Origin of the sequence: Streptomyces sp. NPDC059850 (assembly GCF_042731515.1) — a bacterium.
Taxonomy (GTDB): Bacteria; Actinomycetota; Actinomycetes; order Streptomycetales; family Streptomycetaceae; genus Streptomyces.
In genome coordinates this window covers 99,556-116,779 of the sequence record NZ_JBHWJI010000027.1, presented here as the reverse complement: position 1 = coordinate 116,779, position 17,224 = coordinate 99,556, and the positions used below count along the sequence as shown (strand labels likewise).

Annotated in this window: 20 protein-coding genes and 1 pseudogene; 12 read left to right on the top strand and 9 right to left on the bottom strand. The window is 70.8% G+C overall.

Annotated features, from left to right (window positions below):
* Positions 1–176: 176 nt before the first annotated feature.
* The gene (locus ACFV9T_RS23150) at positions 177–1,661 is read left to right on the top strand and encodes a glycosyltransferase family 87 protein (RefSeq protein ID WP_385443342.1); all 1,485 of its coding nucleotides are present in this window, start codon (positions 177–179) and stop codon (positions 1,659–1,661) included.
* A 34-nt stretch (positions 1,662–1,695) separates the two neighbouring features.
* Here the strand turns inward: ACFV9T_RS23150 and ACFV9T_RS23145 are convergent, their stop codons facing one another.
* The 3 genes from ACFV9T_RS23145 to ACFV9T_RS23135 all read right to left on the bottom strand — a co-directional run bounded on the left by ACFV9T_RS23145 (position 1,696) and on the right by ACFV9T_RS23135 (position 4,359).
* Positions 1,696–2,727: an alanine racemase gene (locus ACFV9T_RS23145; protein WP_385443341.1), complete on the bottom strand. Its 1,032-nt coding sequence runs from the start codon at positions 2,725–2,727 to the stop codon at positions 1,696–1,698.
* Positions 2,728–2,805: 78 nt separating this feature from the next.
* Positions 2,806–3,924, bottom strand: a complete 1,119-nt coding sequence (locus ACFV9T_RS23140) for a lipid II:glycine glycyltransferase FemX (RefSeq protein WP_385443339.1) — start codon at positions 3,922–3,924, stop codon at positions 2,806–2,808.
* A 117-nt stretch (positions 3,925–4,041) separates the two neighbouring features.
* Positions 4,042–4,359, bottom strand: a complete 318-nt coding sequence (locus ACFV9T_RS23135; RefSeq protein ID WP_385443337.1) for a hypothetical protein — start codon at positions 4,357–4,359, stop codon at positions 4,042–4,044.
* A gap of 229 nt (positions 4,360–4,588) precedes the next feature.
* On the opposite strand from ACFV9T_RS23135, the gene rpsF reads away from it, so the two are divergent.
* The 4 genes from rpsF (at position 4,589) to rplI (ending at position 6,361) form a co-directional block, all read left to right on the top strand.
* Complete coding sequence (gene rpsF, locus ACFV9T_RS23130; RefSeq protein WP_009716508.1) at positions 4,589–4,879, top strand: 30S ribosomal protein S6; 291 nt, start codon at positions 4,589–4,591, stop codon at positions 4,877–4,879.
* 81 nt (positions 4,880–4,960) lie between these two features.
* Positions 4,961–5,563, top strand: a complete 603-nt coding sequence (locus tag ACFV9T_RS23125; RefSeq protein ID WP_385443335.1) for a single-stranded DNA-binding protein — start codon at positions 4,961–4,963, stop codon at positions 5,561–5,563.
* Positions 5,564–5,659: 96 nt separating this feature from the next.
* Entirely contained in the window at positions 5,660–5,896 is a 237-nt protein-coding gene (gene rpsR / locus ACFV9T_RS23120) for a 30S ribosomal protein S18 (RefSeq protein WP_003978893.1), read from the top strand.
* Between the two features lie 18 nt (positions 5,897–5,914).
* The gene (gene rplI / locus ACFV9T_RS23115) at positions 5,915–6,361 is read left to right on the top strand and encodes a 50S ribosomal protein L9 (RefSeq protein WP_385443333.1); all 447 of its coding nucleotides are present in this window, start codon (positions 5,915–5,917) and stop codon (positions 6,359–6,361) included.
* 129 nt (positions 6,362–6,490) lie between these two features.
* Here rplI and ACFV9T_RS23110 read toward each other — a convergent pair whose 3' ends face one another.
* The gene (locus tag ACFV9T_RS23110; RefSeq protein WP_385443331.1) at positions 6,491–7,831 is read right to left on the bottom strand and encodes an MATE family efflux transporter; all 1,341 of its coding nucleotides are present in this window, start codon (positions 7,829–7,831) and stop codon (positions 6,491–6,493) included.
* A gap of 460 nt (positions 7,832–8,291) precedes the next feature.
* Here ACFV9T_RS23110 and dnaB point away from each other — a divergent pair, with 460 nt between their 5' ends.
* From dnaB to ACFV9T_RS23095, 3 genes are all read left to right on the top strand, one after another.
* Entirely contained in the window at positions 8,292–9,785 is a 1,494-nt protein-coding gene (gene dnaB / locus ACFV9T_RS23105) for a replicative DNA helicase (RefSeq protein WP_385443329.1), read from the top strand.
* A gap of 94 nt (positions 9,786–9,879) precedes the next feature.
* On the top strand, positions 9,880–10,497 hold the full coding sequence (locus ACFV9T_RS23100) for a TOPRIM nucleotidyl transferase/hydrolase domain-containing protein (protein ID WP_385443327.1): 618 nt from the start codon (positions 9,880–9,882) through the stop codon (positions 10,495–10,497).
* A 136-nt stretch (positions 10,498–10,633) separates the two neighbouring features.
* The gene (locus tag ACFV9T_RS23095) at positions 10,634–11,356 is read left to right on the top strand and encodes a VOC family protein (RefSeq protein ID WP_385443325.1); all 723 of its coding nucleotides are present in this window, start codon (positions 10,634–10,636) and stop codon (positions 11,354–11,356) included.
* A gap of 12 nt (positions 11,357–11,368) precedes the next feature.
* On the opposite strand, the gene def is transcribed toward ACFV9T_RS23095, so the two are convergent.
* Positions 11,369–11,944 carry a peptide deformylase gene (gene def, locus ACFV9T_RS23090; protein ID WP_385443323.1) on the bottom strand — a complete coding sequence of 192 codons (576 nt, stop codon included), beginning with the start codon at positions 11,942–11,944 and terminating at the stop codon, positions 11,369–11,371.
* A 93-nt stretch (positions 11,945–12,037) separates the two neighbouring features.
* Here def and ACFV9T_RS23085 point away from each other — a divergent pair, with 93 nt between their 5' ends.
* The 3 genes and pseudogenes from ACFV9T_RS23085 to ACFV9T_RS23075 all read left to right on the top strand — a co-directional run.
* Positions 12,038–12,598 carry a winged helix-turn-helix domain-containing protein gene (locus ACFV9T_RS23085; protein WP_385443321.1) on the top strand — a complete coding sequence of 187 codons (561 nt, stop codon included), beginning with the start codon at positions 12,038–12,040 and terminating at the stop codon, positions 12,596–12,598.
* An 82-nt stretch (positions 12,599–12,680) separates the two neighbouring features.
* On the top strand, positions 12,681–13,283 hold the full coding sequence (locus ACFV9T_RS23080) for a class I SAM-dependent methyltransferase (protein WP_385443319.1): 603 nt from the start codon (positions 12,681–12,683) through the stop codon (positions 13,281–13,283).
* An 18-nt stretch (positions 13,284–13,301) separates the two neighbouring features.
* A pseudogene (locus ACFV9T_RS23075) lies at positions 13,302–13,847 on the top strand (class I SAM-dependent methyltransferase); the annotation flags it as partial.
* Positions 13,848–13,859: 12 nt separating this feature from the next.
* Here ACFV9T_RS23075 and trxA read toward each other — a convergent pair.
* A complete protein-coding gene (gene trxA / locus ACFV9T_RS23070; protein WP_385443317.1) occupies positions 13,860–14,198 on the bottom strand; it encodes a thioredoxin in 339 nt (112 codons plus the stop codon).
* Positions 14,199–14,203: 5 nt separating this feature from the next.
* The gene (locus ACFV9T_RS23065) at positions 14,204–14,650 is read right to left on the bottom strand and encodes a MerR family transcriptional regulator (RefSeq protein WP_385443316.1); all 447 of its coding nucleotides are present in this window, start codon (positions 14,648–14,650) and stop codon (positions 14,204–14,206) included.
* A gap of 99 nt (positions 14,651–14,749) precedes the next feature.
* Between ACFV9T_RS23065 and ACFV9T_RS23060 the strand changes: the two genes are divergently transcribed.
* Positions 14,750–16,141 carry a serine hydrolase domain-containing protein gene (locus ACFV9T_RS23060; protein ID WP_385443314.1) on the top strand — a complete coding sequence of 464 codons (1,392 nt, stop codon included), beginning with the start codon at positions 14,750–14,752 and terminating at the stop codon, positions 16,139–16,141.
* Positions 16,142–16,218: 77 nt separating this feature from the next.
* Here ACFV9T_RS23060 and ACFV9T_RS23055 read toward each other — a convergent pair whose 3' ends face one another.
* Both ACFV9T_RS23055 and ACFV9T_RS23050 read right to left on the bottom strand, forming a co-directional pair.
* Entirely contained in the window at positions 16,219–16,674 is a 456-nt protein-coding gene (locus ACFV9T_RS23055; protein WP_385443312.1) for a GNAT family N-acetyltransferase, read from the bottom strand.
* 22 nt (positions 16,675–16,696) lie between these two features.
* Positions 16,697–17,161 carry a MarR family winged helix-turn-helix transcriptional regulator gene (locus ACFV9T_RS23050; protein WP_385443345.1) on the bottom strand — a complete coding sequence of 155 codons (465 nt, stop codon included), beginning with the start codon at positions 17,159–17,161 and terminating at the stop codon, positions 16,697–16,699.
* Positions 17,162–17,224: the final 63 nt, after the last annotated feature.

Here is a 17,224-nt window from a genome sequence, read left to right as displayed (position 1 = left end):
GCGCCGGAGCACCCGCTCCGGCGCGGCCGCCGTCGTTCGAGGGGCCTCCGCGGCTCTCTGCGCGCCTTACGGACGCGTGGGAGGCCCCCGGGTGGTCAGAGCCTTCCGAGGCGCTCAGCGGGCCGCTGAGACGGTCCTCACCCCTCGCGTCCGGCTCGTACGGCAGGATGGGCCCCATGAGCGTGCGCGAGGACCCACAGGCCCAGCCCGTACGGCCGACCATGGAGGATTCGGTGGCCGCGGCGGGCAGCGAGCTGATCGGCGGCCCGGTCGGGCGCCGGGCCCTGCTGGGCACGAGCTGGTGGACCCCGGTACGGATCATCGCGCTCGTCGCCATCGGGATGTTCGCCCTGGGCATGGTGCAGAAGCTGCCCTGCTACAACGGCGGCTGGTTCTACGGCGCGACCGCCCAGTACACCCACGCCTGCTACTCCGACATACCGCACCTCTACAACGGCCGCGGCTTCGCCGACGACCTCGTCCCGTACTTCGACCGGATACCGGACCGCGTCTCCGGCGGGATGGAGTATCTGGAGTACCCGGTCCTCACTGGCCTCCTGATGGAGGTCGCCTCCTGGCTCACCCCGCACAGCGGCAGCCTCCAGACCCGCGAACAGGTCTACTGGCTGGCCAACGCGGCCATGCTCATGGCCTGCACCGCGGTCATCGCGGTCTGCGTGTCCCGTACGCACCGCCGCCGCCCCTGGGACGCGCTGCTCGTCGCCCTGGCTCCCGCCTTCGCGCTCACCGCCACGATCAACTGGGACCTTCTCGCGGTCGCCCTCACCGCCGCCGCCATGCTCATGTGGTCCCGCAGCCGTCCGCTGGCCGCCGGTGTGCTGCTCGGCCTCGCGACGGCCGCGAAGCTCTATCCCGTGCTGCTGCTCGGCCCGCTGCTGGTGCTGTGCCTGCGCGCGGGCCGGTGGCGGGCCTTCTGGGCGGCGACGGGCGGTACGGCGGCCGCCTGGCTGGTGGTGAACGTGCCCGTGATGTTCACGACGCAGGGCGGGCTGCACATCCGCGAGGGCTGGAAGCAGTTCTACACGTTCAGTGAGGAACGCCCGGTCGACTTCGGGTCGCTCTGGCTGATCATCTCGCAGCGCACCGGCAACCCCATGGACGACGTCAACACCTACGCCATGATCCTCATGGTGCTGGCCTGCGCCGGAGTGGCGGCCCTCGCCCTGTGCGCACCGCGCCGCCCGCGCTTCGCCCAGCTCGCGTTCCTGGTCATCGCGGCGTTCGTGCTCACCAACAAGGTCTACTCACCGCAGTACGTGCTGTGGCTGATCCCGCTCGCGGTGCTGGCGCGGCCGCGCTGGCGGGATTTCCTGGTGTGGCAGGCGTGCGAGGTGATGTATTTCCTCGGGGTCTGGATGTACCTCGCGTACACCAACAGCGGCGATCAGCACCGGGGGCTGCCGCCCGAGGGCTACCAGCTGGCGACCGCGCTGCACTTCGCGGGAACGCTCTTCCTGTGCGCGCTGATCGTGCGGGACGCGCTGGTGCCGGACCGGGACCCGGTGCGCCGGGACGGTTCGGACGACCCGTCGGGCGGCGTACTCGACCGGGCGCCGGACGTGTTCGTCCTGGGCCAGGCGCGGCGCACGGCGCAGTACGAGGGCGCGGCGCTCACGGACTGGGGCGCCGACCGGAGGTGAGCTCCCCCGTGGGAGCCCACCCCGGCCACGGGGCTCAGCGGTCGAGCAGGCGGTCGAACTGCGTCGTGGTGTGGCGCAGATGGGCCACCAGCTCATCCCCCACCTGCGGCGCCGTGACATCGCCCGGCACGAACAGGATGCACACCTGCATGTGCGGCGGTTCGGCGAACCACCGCTGCTTGCCCGCCCAGACGAAGGGCGAGAGGTTGCGGTTGACGGTCGCCAGACCGGCCCGGGCGACGCCCTTGGCGCGGGGCATTACCCCGTGCAGCGCCTTGGGCGCCTCCAGGCCGACGCCGTGGGACGTGCCGCCCGCGACGACCACCAGGAAGCCGTCGGAGGCGGCCTTCTGCTGGCGGTAGCCGAAGCGTTCGCCCTTGGCGACCCGGGTGACGTCGAGCACCGAGCCCCGGTACTCCGTCGACTCGTGGTCGCCCAGCCACAGCCGGGTGCCGATGCGGGCGCGGAACCGGGTCTGCGGGAACTGCTGCTGCAGCCGCGCCAGTTCGTCCGCCTTGAGGTGGCTGACGAACATGGTGTGCAGCGGCAGCCGCGCCGCGCGCAGCCGGTCCATCCACCCGATGACCTCCTCGACGGCGTCGATGCCGTCGGTCCGGTCGAGGGGGAGGTGGATGGCGAAGCCCTCCAGCCGCACGTTCTCTATCGCGGCGTGCAGCTTGGGCAGGTCCTCCTCGGTGACGCCGTGCCGCTTCATGCTGCTCATGACCTCGATCACGACGCGCGCGTTGACCAGGCCGTAGACGCCGTCGACGGACGAGACCGACCGGATCACCCGGTCCGGTAGCGGCACCGGTTCCTCGCCGCGGCGGAAGGGGGTGAGGACCAGCAGATCGCCGCTGAAGAAGTCCTTCATCCGGGCGGCCTCGTAGGTGGTCCCCACGGCGAGGATGTCGGCGCCGATGCGAGCGGCCTCCTCGGCCAGCCGTTCGTGGCCGAAGCCGTAGCCGTTGCCCTTGCAGACCGGGACTATCCCCGGGAACTGCTGGATCACCATCTGCTGGTGCGCCCGCCAGCGCGCGGTGTCGACGTAGAGGGTGAGCGCCATTGGCCGGTCCCGGAACCTTTCTCGTTGCCGCGGTGTATTCGAGGTATGCAGCGTGTGCGGGGGATCAGGAAATCAGGGTCAGCGGCGGGACATGTAGATGTCGAGCGCCTTGTGGAGCAGCTTGTTGAGGGGGAAGTCCCACTCGCCGAGGTATTCGGCAGCCTGCCCACCGGTGCCGACCTTGAACTGGATCAGGCCGAAGAGATGGTCGGTCTCGTCGAGGGAGTCGGAGATTCCGCGCAGGTCGTAGACGGTCGCGCCGAGCGCGTACGCGTCGCGGAGCATCCGCCACTGCATCGCGTTCGAGGGCCGGACCTCGCGCTTGTGGTTGGCGGAGGCGCCGTAGGAGTACCAGACGTGGCCGCCGACGACCAGCATCGTGGCGGCGGCCACGGCCTCGCCCTCGTGCATGGCGAAGTACAGCCGCATCCGGTTGGGGTCCTCGGTGTTGAGGGCCGTCCACATGCGCTGGAAGTAGCTGAGCGGCCGGGGCCGGAAGTGGTCGCGCTCCGCGGTGATCTCGTAGAGCCGCTGCCACTCGCCCAGGTGCTCGTAGCCGCCCTGGACGACCTCGACGCCCGCCTTGTCGGCCTTCTTGATGTTGCGGCGCCACAGCTGGTTGAAGCTCTTGTGCACGTCCTCCAGGGAGCGGTTCTCCAGCGGCACCTGGAAGACGTACCGCGGCTGGACGTCGCCGAAGCCCGCGCCGCCGTCCTCGCCCTGCTGCCAGCCCATCCGCCGCAGCCGGTCGGAGACCTCGAAGGCCCGCGGCTCGATGTGGGTGGCCTCGACATCGCGGAGCCGCTTCACATCCGGGTTCTGGATACCGGACTTGATCGCGGCGGAGTCCCAGCGGCGGATGATGACCGGCGGGCCCATCTTCACGGAGAAGGCGCCCTGCTGCTTGAGATGCGCGAGCATCGGGCGCAGCCACTCCTCCAGGTTGGGCGCGTACCAGTTGATGACCGGGCCCTCGGGGAGGTAGGCGAGATACCGCTTGATCTTGGGCAGTTGGCGGTAGAGAACGAGGCCGGCGCCGACCATCTGGCCGGTCGCGTCGAACCAGCCGAGGTTCTCCGAGCGCCATTCCGACTTGACGTCAGCCCAGGCCGGGACCTGCATGTGGCTTGCCGCGGGCAGGCTCTGGATGTACGCCAGATGCTGCTCTCGGCTGATCGTCCTCAGGGTCAGGCTCATTGCGGGGCGCTCCTCGGCAGGTGTGTCCCCAGGGTCGGGGCTCCGGCTCTCGCGCCGAAGCCTACTGCGACAGGGACGCGCCCCGTTTGGGCCTGGTGCCAACCAGCCCGCGGGGAGTCAGCCCAGCAGCCCGCCGAAGAGCCCGCCGTGCGCCATGCCGAGGTAGAAGCCGACGCCCGACGCGACGAGTCCGATGATCAGCAGGAAGCGCTCCCCGGTGGTCGCGGAGATCAGCTGGCCCCAGGCCCCGCCGAGCATGCCGATCAGCCCGGTCCACGAGCTGACCAGGTGGAGCCCGGGGAAGTGAGCCGTGACGAAGGAGACCACACCGATCATCAGCGTCGCCATGGCGATGGCGTTCTCGACGGGATGGGACTTGCCGTCGGTGTCCAGAAAGGAGAGCAAGCCGTGCTGCGGTCGTGCTGCCTGTGCCATGGGGCACCTCCAGGTAGGCCCATATAGGCAGGGCGGCGAACTGTAACGCCGCTCACACCCGATGTGTACAGATTGCGGGCCAAGACGCCCGGATTTCAAGCGGGAGGCAGGAGGCGGGTACTGTGTACGGTCTGCGGTGGTGTCTGCACAGACGCCATGGCACAACGCATCACGACCCTCCTGCCACGGAACGACCGTGGCCGCTGAGTCCAAAGGAGGTGGGTTCCACATGCGTCACTACGAGGTGATGGTCATCCTCGACCCCGATCTCGAGGAGCGTGCTGTCTCCCCGCTGATCGAGAACTTCCTTTCCGTTATCCGCGAGGGCAACGGCAAGGTCGAGAAGGTCGACACCTGGGGGCGTCGTCGTCTCTCTTACGAGATCAACAAGAAGCCCGAGGGCATCTACTCGGTCATCGACCTGCAGGCCGAGCCCGCGGTCGTCAAGGAGCTCGACCGCCAGCTGAACCTGAACGAGTCGGTCCTCCGGACCAAGGTCCTCCGTCCCGAGACCCACTGACCGCGTAAGCGTTCAGCGGTCTCCGGGCCGAATCGCAACGAGTAGCAAGCAGCCCAGCAGTACCCGCCGAGAGGTTCCCCAATGGCAGGCGAGACCGTCATCACGGTCGTCGGCAATCTCGTCGACGACCCCGAGCTGCGCTTCACCCCCTCCGGTGCGGCGGTCGCGAAGTTCCGAGTCGCGTCCACTCCTCGTACGTTCGACCGTCAGACCAACGAGTGGAAGGACGGCGAGAGCCTCTTCCTCACGTGCTCGGTGTGGCGGCAGGCCGCGGAGAACGTGGCCGAGTCGCTTCAGCGCGGTATGCGCGTCATCGTGCAGGGCCGGCTGAAGCAGCGGTCGTATGAGGACCGTGAGGGGATCAAGCGCACGGTCTACGAGCTGGATGTCGACGAGGTCGGTGCCAGCCTGCGCAACGCCACGGCCAAGGTCACCAAGACCACCGGGCGTGGTGGCCAGGGTGGCTACGGCGGCGGTGGCGGCCAGGGCGGCGGTGGCGGCGGCTGGGGCGGTGGCCCCGGCGGTCCCGGCGGCGGTCAGCAGCAGGGCGGCGGCGCTCCGGCCGACGACCCCTGGGCGACCGGCGCACCCGCTGGTGGCGGCCAGGGCGGCGGCGGTGGCGGCGGCTGGGGCGGTGGCTCCGGCGGCAGCGGCGGCGGCTACTCGGACGAGCCGCCCTTCTAGGTCCGGACGCGATGTTTCACGCGGTTTCACGTGAAACATCGCCAGGCCTGGTCTGGGCGACCAGCACAAACTTCTTGATCACACTGGAGAGAGACAATGGCGAAGCCGCCTGCTCGCAAGCCTAAGAAGAAGGTTTGCGTGTTCTGCAAGGAGAAGATCTCCTACGTCGACTACAAGGACACGAACCTGCTGCGGAAGTTCATTTCCGACCGCGGCAAGATCCGTGCCCGCCGGGTCACCGGCAACTGCACTCAGCACCAGCGCGATGTCGCCACGGCCGTGAAGAACAGCCGTGAGATGGCGCTGCTGCCCTACACGTCCACCGCGCGATAAGGGAAGGGTGACCGAGTCATGAAGATCATCCTCACCCACGAGGTCTCCGGCCTCGGTGCCGCCGGTGACGTCGTGGACGTCCGTGACGGCTACGCCCGTAACTACCTGGTTCCGCGTGGCCTCGCGCTCCGCTGGACCAAGGGTGGCGAGAAGGACGTCGAGCAGATCCGCCGCGGTCGTCGCATCCGCGAGATCGCCACGATCGAGCAGGCCAACGAGGTCAAGGCCCGGCTCGAGGGCGTCAAGGTGCAGCTGAAGACCCGCGCCGGCGAGGCCGGCCGGCTGTTCGGCTCCGTCACCCCGGCCGACATCGCCTCGGCGATCAAGGACGCGGGTGGCCCGGACGTCGACAAGCGTCGTATCGAGGTGCAGCAGCCGATCAAGACCCTGGGCGCGCACCAGGTGTCGGTCCGGCTGCACGCCGAGGTCGCCGCGAAGGTCGGCGTCGAGGTCGTCGCTGCCTGACGCAGTGCTCGGCTGAGCTGAGCATGTGAGAGGGCCGCACTCCACGGGGGTGCGGCCCTTCGCGCTGTGCGGCCTCGCTGTACGGTCCCGCCACTGCCGTACGGACCCGTCTGCGGACCCGTGCGGTGCTCAGGTCCGGGTCGCGCCCGTGACGATCCAGCGTCCGGAGCGGGCGCGCAGCCAGAGGGTCGCCAGCCGGACCGACATCATCAGCGCCATGGTCCACCACAGGGCGGTCAGTCCCCCGCCCCACGCGGGGACGAGCAGCGCGACCGGGGTGAAGGCGGCGAGCGTGACGATCATGGCCCCGGCGAGATACGGGCCGTCGCCCGCGCCCATCAGCACCCCGTCGAGGACGTAGACCACACCCGAGACGGGCTGCACGAGCGCGGTCACCAGCAGCGCGGGCAGCAGGGCGTCCCGGACCGCGGCGTCCGTGGTGAACAGCGGGATGAACAGCGGGCGGGAGGCGATCACCAGCAGCCCGAGCACGACGCCCGCGGCGATGCCCCACTGCACCATGCGGCGGCAGGCGGCGCGCGCCCCCTCGGCGTCGCCCGCGCCCAGGTAGCGCCCGATGATGGCCTGCCCCGCGATGGCGATGGCGTCCAGCGCGAACGCCAGCAGGCTCCACAGGGTCAGCACGATCTGGTGGGCGGCGACCTCGGTGTCCCCGAGGCGGGCCGCCACTGCCGTCGCGATCAGCATCACGGCGCGCAGCGAGAGCGTACGGACCAGCAGCGGGGCCCCGGCGTGGGCGCAGGCCCGGATCCCGGCGGCGTCGGGACGCAGCGAGGTGCCGTGGCGCCGGGCTCCCCGGACGACCACCACGAGGTAGACGGCGGCCATGGCCCACTGGGCGAGCACCGTGCCCCAGGCGGAGCCCGCGATGCCGAGCCCGGCGCCGTAGACGAGGCCTGCGTTCAGCGCGGCGTTGGCCGTGAAGCCGCCGATGGCCACGTAGAGCGGGGTGCGGGTGTCCTGGAGGCCGCGGAGCACCCCGGTGGCGGCGAGCACCACGAGCATCGCGGGGATGCCAAGGGTGCTGACGCGGAGATAGGTGATGGCGTACGGGGCGGCGGTGTCGGAGGCGCCGAAGAGGTCGACGAGGCCGGGCGCGGTGGGGAAGGCGGCGGCGATGACGGCGGCGCCGAGCAGCAGGGCCAGCCAGATGCCGTCCATGCCCTGCCGGATCGCGCCGGGGAGGTCGCCGGCGCCGACCCGGCGGGCCACGGCGGCGGTGGTGGCGTAGGCGAGGAAGACGAAGATGTTGACCGCGGTGGTCAGCAGGGCGGCGGCGACGCCCAGACCGGCGAGCTGCGGCGTGCCGAGATGGCCGACGATGGCGCTGTCGACCATGACGAAGAGGGGCTCCGCCACGAGTGCGCCGAAGGCGGGTACGGCGAGGGCGACGATCTCGCGGTCATGCCGGCGGACGGTACTCCGCGCGCTCGTGGGGGCCTGTGTCATGGAGGCAATCTAATCTTCCACAGGTAAGAGACACAAGACGTCAGCAGTCCTTACATGACGGCGCTCGCGACACTCTTCTCTGCGCCGTTTGTCGTGATCTTGCATCGGGTGTGGAAGTTTTTCTTCTGCACAGCCCCTGGATAGAGAAAGTGCAGGTCAGGGCGGTGGCGCTGGGGTGATTGTGTGTTTGTCCACAGCGCTGTCCCCCGGCCCGTGCACAGGTTCGCGCGACTTCTCCACAGGATGGATCGCATCATCCACATGGCCTGTGGATAACCGAGTTGGCCGGTGGCCCCGACAGGCCTACCGTTATCCGGCGCCCGCCATCTGTTCCGGCCTCGAATCCACCAGAACTCGACGTGTCGTGAGCGGAAGCCGGGCGCCCTGTGTGTCGTAGCCGTGCCGTAAGACTGAAGGCGTCGCGGCGTGATCCGTACCGCGGACGGGAGGAGGTGGCGGGGTGAGCGTGCCCGAGCCCATGGACGACCCATGGGCGGACTCCGGCCCGCCCGACTTCCCGTCCCCCCGCTTCCGCCGGGGCGAGGGCGGCGGCCGCGGTGAGGGCGGCCGGGGCCGTGACGACCAGCATGACCGCGGCCGCGACGGCGGCGGCTCCTGGGAGGGGTCCGGCTTCGAGCGGGTACCGCCGCAGGACCTCGACGCCGAGCAGTCCGTGCTCGGCGGCATGCTGCTCTCCAAGGACGCCATCGCCGACGTGGTGGAGGTCCTCCAGGGCAAGGACTTCTACCGCCCCGCCCACGAGACCGTCTACCAGGCGATCCTGGACCTCTACGCGAAGGGCGAGCCCGCCGACCCGATCACGGTCGCGGCCGAGCTGACCAAGCGCGGCGAGATCGCCAAGGTCGGCGGCGCCTCGTATCTCCACACCCTGGTCCAGTCGGTCCCCACCGCGGCCAACGCCGAGTACTACGCGGAGATCGTCCACGAGCGCGCCGTGCTGCGCCGCCTGGTCGAGGCCGGCACGCGCATCACCCAGATGGGATACGCGGCGGACGGGGACGTCGACGAGATCGTCAACAACGCCCAGGCGGAGATCTACGCCGTCACCGAGCAGCGGACCAGTGAGGACTATCTGCCGCTCGGCGACATCATGGAGGGCGCGCTCGACGAGATCGAGGCGATCGGCTCGCGCAGCGGCCAGATGTCCGGGGTGCCGACCGGCTTCACCGACCTGGACTCGTTGACGAACGGCCTCCACCCCGGCCAGATGATCGTCATCGCCGCCCGGCCCGCCATGGGTAAGTCCACCCTCGCCCTGGACTTCGCACGGGCCTGTTCGATCAAGAACAACATGCCGAGCGTCATCTTCTCCCTGGAGATGGGCCGCAACGAGATCGCGATGCGTCTGCTGTCCGCCGAGGCCCGGGTGGCGCTGCACCACATGCGCTCCGGCAGCATGACCGACGAGGACTGGACCCGGCTCGCCCGGCGGATGCCGGACGTCTCCCAGGCCCCGCTGTTCATCGACGACTCCCCGAACCTGTCGATGATGGAGATCCGCGCCAAGTGCCGTCGGCTCAAGCAGCGCAGCGATCTCCAGCTGGTCGTCATCGACTACCTCCAGCTGATGCAGTCCGGCGGTGCCCGGCGCCCCGAGAGCCGTCAGCAGGAGGTCTCGGACATGTCGCGAAACCTGAAGCTGCTGGCCAAGGAGCTGGAGGTGCCGGTGATCGCGCTCTCCCAGCTGAACCGTGGTCCCGAGCAGCGCACCGACAAGAAGCCGATGGTCTCGGACCTGCGGGAAAGTGGCTCCATCGAGCAGGACGCCGACATGGTCATCCTGCTGCACCGTGAGGACGCGTACGAGAAGGAGTCCCCGCGCGCGGGAGAGGCCGACCTGATCGTGGCCAAGCACCGTAACGGCCCCACGGCCACCATCACCGTCGCCTTCCAGGGCCACTACTCGCGCTTCGTGGACATGGCTCAGACCTGATCCCGGTGTAGGGCTCAAATTTCGCGACACAATCTCATCTGCGGCCGTCGAATAATCCCGTGCCGTGCCACCGGTGGACGTGCAGACTCGCCCCATGGCGGTCATGAGGGCGTTCCAGGATGCGGTCACCAGCTGGGCGACTGGGGGTCCCGACGGGCCGGCACGGGATCTGGCGGAACGCCTGGGGGTACGGACCGCGGTGCTCCTGGAAGGGCTGAGCGACCTCGCGGCTGTCGAGGCGCTGGCCGCTCGGCGTGGCCGGGACCTGGCTGCCGAGGGAGTGTGTGTCGTGCCGATGGGTGGGGCGATGAGCGTCGGCCGCTATGCCAGGCTCCTCGGGCCGCCCGGCCTCGGTCTGCGCCTGACAGGATTGTGCGACGAGGGCGAAAAGGGCTTCTATGAGCGCGGTCTGACGCGGTCACAGGCACCGGTCCAGGACATCTACGTGTGCACCGCAGATCTGGAGGACGAACTCATTCGCGCGCTCGGCACGGCAGGAATCGAGGAGATCTTCCGCGCTGAGGGCGACTTCCGTGCCTGGCAGTCCTTCCAGCGTCAGCCCGCACAGCGCGACCGGCCCCGGTATCAGCAGGTGCGGCGCTTCCTCGGCACGAAGAAGGGCCGCAAGATCCGCTATGGCCGTCTCCTTGTCGAGGCTCTCCACTCGGACCGGACACTGCCCCCGCTCGATGGCCTCCTCGCGAGCCTGTGAGGGCGTGGACGGACGACGGACGGCCGCTTCGAGCGTGCTCGACGGCGGACGAGCGCGGGCTTAATCAGTTGACCGGGTGGCACCGACTGGGCAGGCTCCAGCACGAGCCGCCTGCCTCTACCGGGAGAACCTACGGATGACTTCTCGCCTGCACGCGCTCTGTTTCGATGCGCACGACCCGCTCCGTCTCGCGCGCTTCTGGGCGGACTTTCTCTGCTGGGAGACAGCCGAGGACTCCTCCGACGACATCACGCTGCTGCCCGGCGATGAGACCGGGTTCCGACTCCGCTTCCTCCCGACCCAGGAGCGGAAGACCGGCCAGAACCACATGCACTTCGATCTGACGAGCACGTCCCTCGACGACCAGAAGCAGGTGGTGGAGAGGGCGCTCCAACTCGGCGCCCGGCACATCGACATCGGGCAACGCCCGGAGGAGGGGCATGTGGTGCTCGCTGACCCCGAGGGCAATGAGTTCTGTGTCATCGAGCCGGGCAATAGTTTCCTCGCCGAGTGCGGATTCATGGGAGCGCTGGCGGGCGATGGTTCGCAGGAGGCCGGGTACTTCTGGAGCCGAGCGCTGGGCTGGTCATTGGTCTGGGACCAGGACCAGGAGACCGCGATCCGCTCACCGCACGGTGGTCCGAAGGTCACGTGGGGTGGTCCACCCCTGATGCCGAAGACGGGGAAGGAACGGCTGCACTTCGACCTCGCTCCACCGGCCGGCAGTGACCAGCAGACGGAGGTCGACCGGCTCGTCTCCCTCGGGGCAACGCGCATCGACATCGGCCAAGGGGACGTCGCCTGGGTGGTGATGGCCGACCCCGACGGTCACGAGTTCTGTGTGCTGGCTCCCCGATAGGACTCAGAACCCTTACAGGCGCGGCGCCAGGTCGGCGGCCTTGCGCGCGCGTCGCGCGAAGACCTCCTCGCGGCGCTCCTCCATCTGCCGGATCGCGTCCTTGCGGTCCCGCTGGGAGAGCCGGTCCAGGTAGGTGTGGCCGAGGAGATGGTCGGTCTCATGCTGCAGGCACCGGGCGAAGTACCCCCGTCCCTCGATGACCAGCGGGGCGCCCTCCTGGTCGAACCCGCGGACGACGGCACGGTCGGTGCGGGGAACCTCCTTGGCGGCGCCCGGCACGGACAGGCAGCCCTCGATGTCGTCGACGAGTCGGCGGTCACCCGGACCGGGCAGCTCCAGCACGGGGTTGATGACGTGGCCGACATGCCGGACGCCCTCGTCGTCCGGGCAGTCGTACACGAACAGCCGTAGGTCGACGCCGACCTGATTGGCGGCCAGGCCCGCGCCGTCGGCCACGTACATGGTCAGGAACATGTCGTCGATCAGCGCCGACAGCTCCGCGGTCCCGAACGCGGTCACCTCCCGGCACGGACGGCTCAGCACCTCCTCGCCCACGACCGTGATCCTGCGAACCGAGCCCCGTTCCATGGCGGTCTCCCCTTTTCGCGCGCTGCTTGTCGCATGCTGTGCTTGCCAAGTGCTTTGCAAAGTAGCAGGCTTTGCAAAGTGGCAGAAGATGAAGTGACTGCAGATGAAGTGACCGAAGACGACGTCAGCCTGCGCGACCACCACGTCCGCACCGACCTGCTCGACCTGCTCGCCGAGGTCGGCACCGTCACGGCGACCGAAGCCGCCGCCCGGCTGGGCTACAGCTCCGGGCTCTGCTCGTTTCATCTGCGGCAGCTCGCGCGCCACGGGTACATCGAAGAGGCCCCCCACAGCGGCGGCCGGGCGCGCCCCTGGCGGCTGAGGCAGCGGCAGACCGCCGCGGCCGCCGGGAGCGCGGAGGAGCGGTTCGGCGACCTGGCGCGGGGGCTGGAGGACGAGAGCTGGCGGCGGTGGCTGGCCCAGCGGGACGAGGCGCCTCCCGCATGGCGCCACGACGAGGCCTTCAGCGCCGTCGCCTATCTGACGCCCGACGAGATGAGCCAGGTCGCGGACGTCATACGGCGGGCGCTCGCGCCCTACCAGGACCGCGAGCAACGCCCCCTGGCCCGGCCCGAGGACGCCCGCCCGGTGGCCCTCATCACCCGGCTCTTCCCGCTGCTGCCCCACACCCCGGACGGCGCGGAACAGGGCTGAGGAGCGGTCGGGCGGAGCACCTCGTTTGCTGTTTCGGCGAAAAACTTTGTCTTGTGGTCATATGGGCGGCCACGGTGTGCGCATGGACGCACAGTTCTGGGACGACATGTATCGCAGCGCCGACCAAATCATGAGCGGCAACCCCAACGGAGTGCTCGTCACCGAGGTCACCGGCCTGGTGCCGGGGCGGGCGCTCGACATCGGATGCGGTGAGGGTGCCGACGCCATCTGGCTGGCCCGGCGCGGCTGGCAGGTCACCGCGACCGACATCTCCCACACCGCGGTGGAACGCGCCGCCGCCACCGCCCCGGACCTCTCCGGCCAGGTGACGTGGACCCAGGCCGACCTGACCGTGACGCCACCCCCGGCCGCCGCGTTCGACCTGGTGTCGGCCCAGTACTTCCCGCTCCTGCGGCGGCCGGAGCACACCGCGCTGCGCGGTCTGCTCGACGCCGTCGCCCCCGGCGGCACCCTGCTCTACGTCGGCCACGACCTCGCCGTCCTGCCCCCACGCATGCCGAACGGCATCGCCCCCGGCGACTTCTACCAGCCCCGCGAGATCGCTGAACTCCTCGGCGGCGACTGGACGGTCCTGGTCGACGAAATCCGGCCGCGCACCGCCTCCGCCCCGCCCGGCACTCCCCACACCCACGACACCGTTCTGCGCGCGCGGCGCCTGCGGTAGGCCGTAGGCTCCCCGTCCGCCGACCTAGTGCGGGAGGGCGGGGCGGCCGGGCCGGTCGCCGATCTCGGCTGCGGTCCGGGGCGGGTGACGGCGTATCTGCACGGCCTCGGGCTGGACGTCTTCGGCGTCGACCTCTCGTCGGGGATGCTCGCCGTGGCCCGGCGGGAGCATCCGGAGCTGCGGTTCGACGAGGGGTCGATGACCGGGCTGGACCTGCCGGACGGCGCCCTCGGCGGGATCGTCGCCTACTACTCCCTCATCCACACCCCTGCCGAGCGGCTGCCCGAGGTGCTGGCCGAGTTCCACCGGCTGCTGGCGCCGGGCGGCAATCTGCTGGTCGCCTTCCAGGTCGGCGACGAGCCGCTGCACCTGGCCGAGCCGTTCGGCCACCCCGTGTCGCTCGACTTCCGCCGACTGTCGCCCGACGGGATCGCCGCGCTGCTCGAAAGGGCCGGGTTCGCCGTACGGGCCCGGCAGGTGCGCGAGCCGGCGGGCAGGGAGGTGGTTCCGCAGGCGTTTCTGCTGGCCCGTAAGCCGGAAGCGCGCCCCGCGGAAACACCGTAGCCCGGCGGCGGCTCAGAGCGCGTCCGCCAGGTCCTGCAGCAGCCGCCGCTTGGGCCGGGCCCCGACCATCGACCGCACCGGTTCGCCCGCCCGGAACAGCATCAGCGTCGGCATCGAGAGCACTCCGTACGCCGCCGTCGTCTCCGGGTTGGTGTCCACGTCCAGCTGGACGACCTTGAGCCGGTGCCCCTCCTCCCGGGCGATCTCGGCCAGCACCGGCGCGATCATGTGGCAGGGCGGGCACCAGGCGGCCGTGAAGTCCACGAGCACCGGCAGCCCGGCCGTCAGCACCTCCTCGGCGAAGGTGGCGTCCGTGACCGCGGGCACTTCCCCGGTCCGAGTCCGTGTCATCTCGTTCATCCCCTCTGTCGGCCTGTGTCGTGTGGTGTCAGCTCGCAGCGCGGCTCCGGCGCCCCGCCGGGCGCGGTCGCGGCCGCCTCCAGCGCCGACCGGGCCCGCTCCGCCTGGGCGAGCTGCGCCCCGACCTGCCGCCGTACGTCGCTCAGCCGCGCGATGCAGTCGTCCAGTTCGGCCAGCTTGCGCCGGTAGACCTCCAGCGACGCCGGGCAGGAGTCACCGGCCGGATGGCCGGAGCGCAGGCACTCCACGAACGGCCGGGTCTCCTCCAGCCCGAAGCCGAAGTCCTGCAGGGTGCGGATCTGCCGGACCAGCCGGACGTCGTCCTCGCCGTACGCCCGGTACCCGTTGCCCGTGCGCCGCGCGGGCAGCAGTCCGATGGACTCGTAGTAGCGCAGGGTGCGGGTGGTGGTCCCCGCCCGTTCGGCCAGCTCTCCGATCCGCATGGCCCCGACCGTAGACCTTGCCGCCGACGTCAAGGCCAGACCTTTCCGGTCGCCTGCCATGCCGCTGACGGCGCGGAATCCGGCCCGTAGGGTGCGGGCATGACCGCATCCGAGGACTTCGCGGAGCTGCTGCCCGCCACCCGCCGCGCCCTGCTCCACCGCGTCGCCGTCGGCCAGTCAGAGGGCCGGGCGCCCTCCCTGGTGGGGGCCGTGATGCGGGAGGGGCAGCTGGTGTGGACGGGGGCGCGGGGCCGTACGGACGGGCGGTTGCCCGACGCCGACACCCAGTACCGGATCGGTTCGCTGACCAAGATGTTCACCGCCGTGCTGGTGATGCGGCTGCGCGACGAGGGGCTGCTGGACCTCGGGGATCCGCTGGCCAAGCATCTGGAGGCGCCCGAGGCGGAGGGCGCCACCATCGCCCAGCTCCTCGCCCATACCTCGGGGCTGGCCGCCGAGGCGCGCGGACCGTGGTGGGAGCGCACACCGGGCGCGCTGCGTCCCGAGACGGCGGACATCTTCGGCGAGCGCCCCCTCGTGCACCCCGCTGGACGCCGTCACCACTACTCCAACACCGGCTTCGCCCTGCTCGGCGCGCTCGTCGAGCGGCTGCGCGGCGCGGCCTGGGCCGATGTCCTCGCCCGCGAGGTGCTGGAGCCGCTGGGGATGACGCGTACGTCCACGGAGCCGCGCGCTCCGCACGCCGGGGGCTGGGCCGTTCACCCCTGGGCGGATGTGCTGCTGCCGGAACCCGCCGAGGACACCGGGCGGATGGCGCCCGCCGGAGAGCTGTGGTCGACCGCCGCCGACCTGGCCCGCTTCGCCGCGTTCCTGCTGGACGGGGACGAGCGGGTGCTCGGCGCCGCGACGCTCGCCGAGATGCGCGCCCCCGCCGCCCCGCCCGAGGGCCGGGACTGGGACGGCGGCTACGGCCTCGGGGTGCAGCTCGCGCGGCGCGAGGGCCGGTTCCTGTACGGCCATGGCGGCTCCATGCCCGGCTTCCTGGCCACCCTGTGGGTCGGCGCGGACGACCGGCTGGCCGGGATCGCGCTGGCCAACGCCACCTCGGGGCCCTCCGTCGGCTCCGTCGCCGCCGACCTCGTACGGATCACGGCGGAGCACGAGCCGCCGATCCCCGCCCCCTGGCGGCCGCTGCCCGAGGCCGATCCGGCGCTGCTGGCGCTGACCGGGCCCTGGTACTGGGGGCCGACGCCCTTCCTGCTGCGGCTGCGCGCCGAGCGCGGCCTGGAGCTGTCGCCGATCGATGGAAGGGGCCGCGGCTCGCGCTTCCGGGCCGAGCCGGACGGCACCTGGACCGGCCTCGACGGCTACTACGCGGGGGAGACGCTGCGCGTGGTCGTAGGTGCCGAGGACGGTACGCCCGGCCATCTCGACCTCGGCACCTTCGTGCTGACGCGGGAGCCGTACGCCCCGGAGGGCGCGGTGCCCGGGGGCGTCGACCCGGACGGCTGGCGGCCCCGCCCGCTGTAGCCCTCCCGCTGTAGGACGTACGGCTGGAGAGCGGGCGGCGCGGGCGGCGCGTGCGGCCCGTCACGGCGCGCGCCGGGTCAGTCGAGCGGCAGCTTGAAGCCGAGGTGACTGGCCTCGAAGCCGAGCCGTTCGTAGAAGCGGTGGGCGTCGATGCGGGTCGCGTCCGAGGTGAGCTGCACCAGCGCACAGCCCTGGCGGCGCGACTCCCCGACCGCCCACTGGATCAGCTCGGTGCCGAGGCCGTTGCCGCGTTCGTCGGAGTGGATACGGACGGCCTCGATGATCGAGCGGGTGGCACCGCGCCGGGAGAGCCCGGGCACCACGGTGAGCTGGAGGGTGCCGACCGTACGCCCGTCCCGGACGGCGACGACCAGGTGCTGGTTCGGGTCCCGGTCGAGCCGCTCGAACGCGGCCCGGTACGGGGCCGGGTCGTCCGGTGACTCCCGTTTGGCACCCAGGGGATCGTCGGCGAGCAGGGCGACGATCGCGGATATGTCCTCGGCGGTCGCGCGCCGGATCTCGAAGTCGGTCACGCCCGCGAGCCTACGCGGCCGCTCACAGCCCTTCCACGGCCGCGACCAGAGGCGCCAGTTCGGGCCGCAGGGCGGCCTCCCGGAGCGCTTCGCGCAGGGCGGCGTCGTGCGTCGGACGCGCCTCCTCCAGCAGCTTCAGCCCCTCGGGGGTGACGTTCGTATAGATGCCGCGGCGGTCGCCCGGGCAGATGTAGCGGGAGAGCAGATCGCGGTCCTCCAGCCGGGTGACCAGCCGGGTGGTGGCGCTCTGGCTGAGCACGACGGAGTCGGCGAGCTGCTTCATCTGCAGATGCCCGCCGTCGCCGTCGTGCTGGCCGCTGAGCACGTTCAGCACCGAGAACTCGCGGACGCTCAGCTCGTGCCCGGCCTGCAGCGCGCGCTCGATGTGCGCCTCGATGCGGCCGTGCAGGGAGGACAGCGCGCACCAGCCCTGGGCGAGGCCCTGCCCGGACGGCGGGGCGGCGGTGCCGTGCGGCTCGTCCGGCATGGAACCCATCCCTTCGGTTTCCTTCTGTTTCCTTCGCTTCCTCGCCCGCCGTCGATTCCTTCG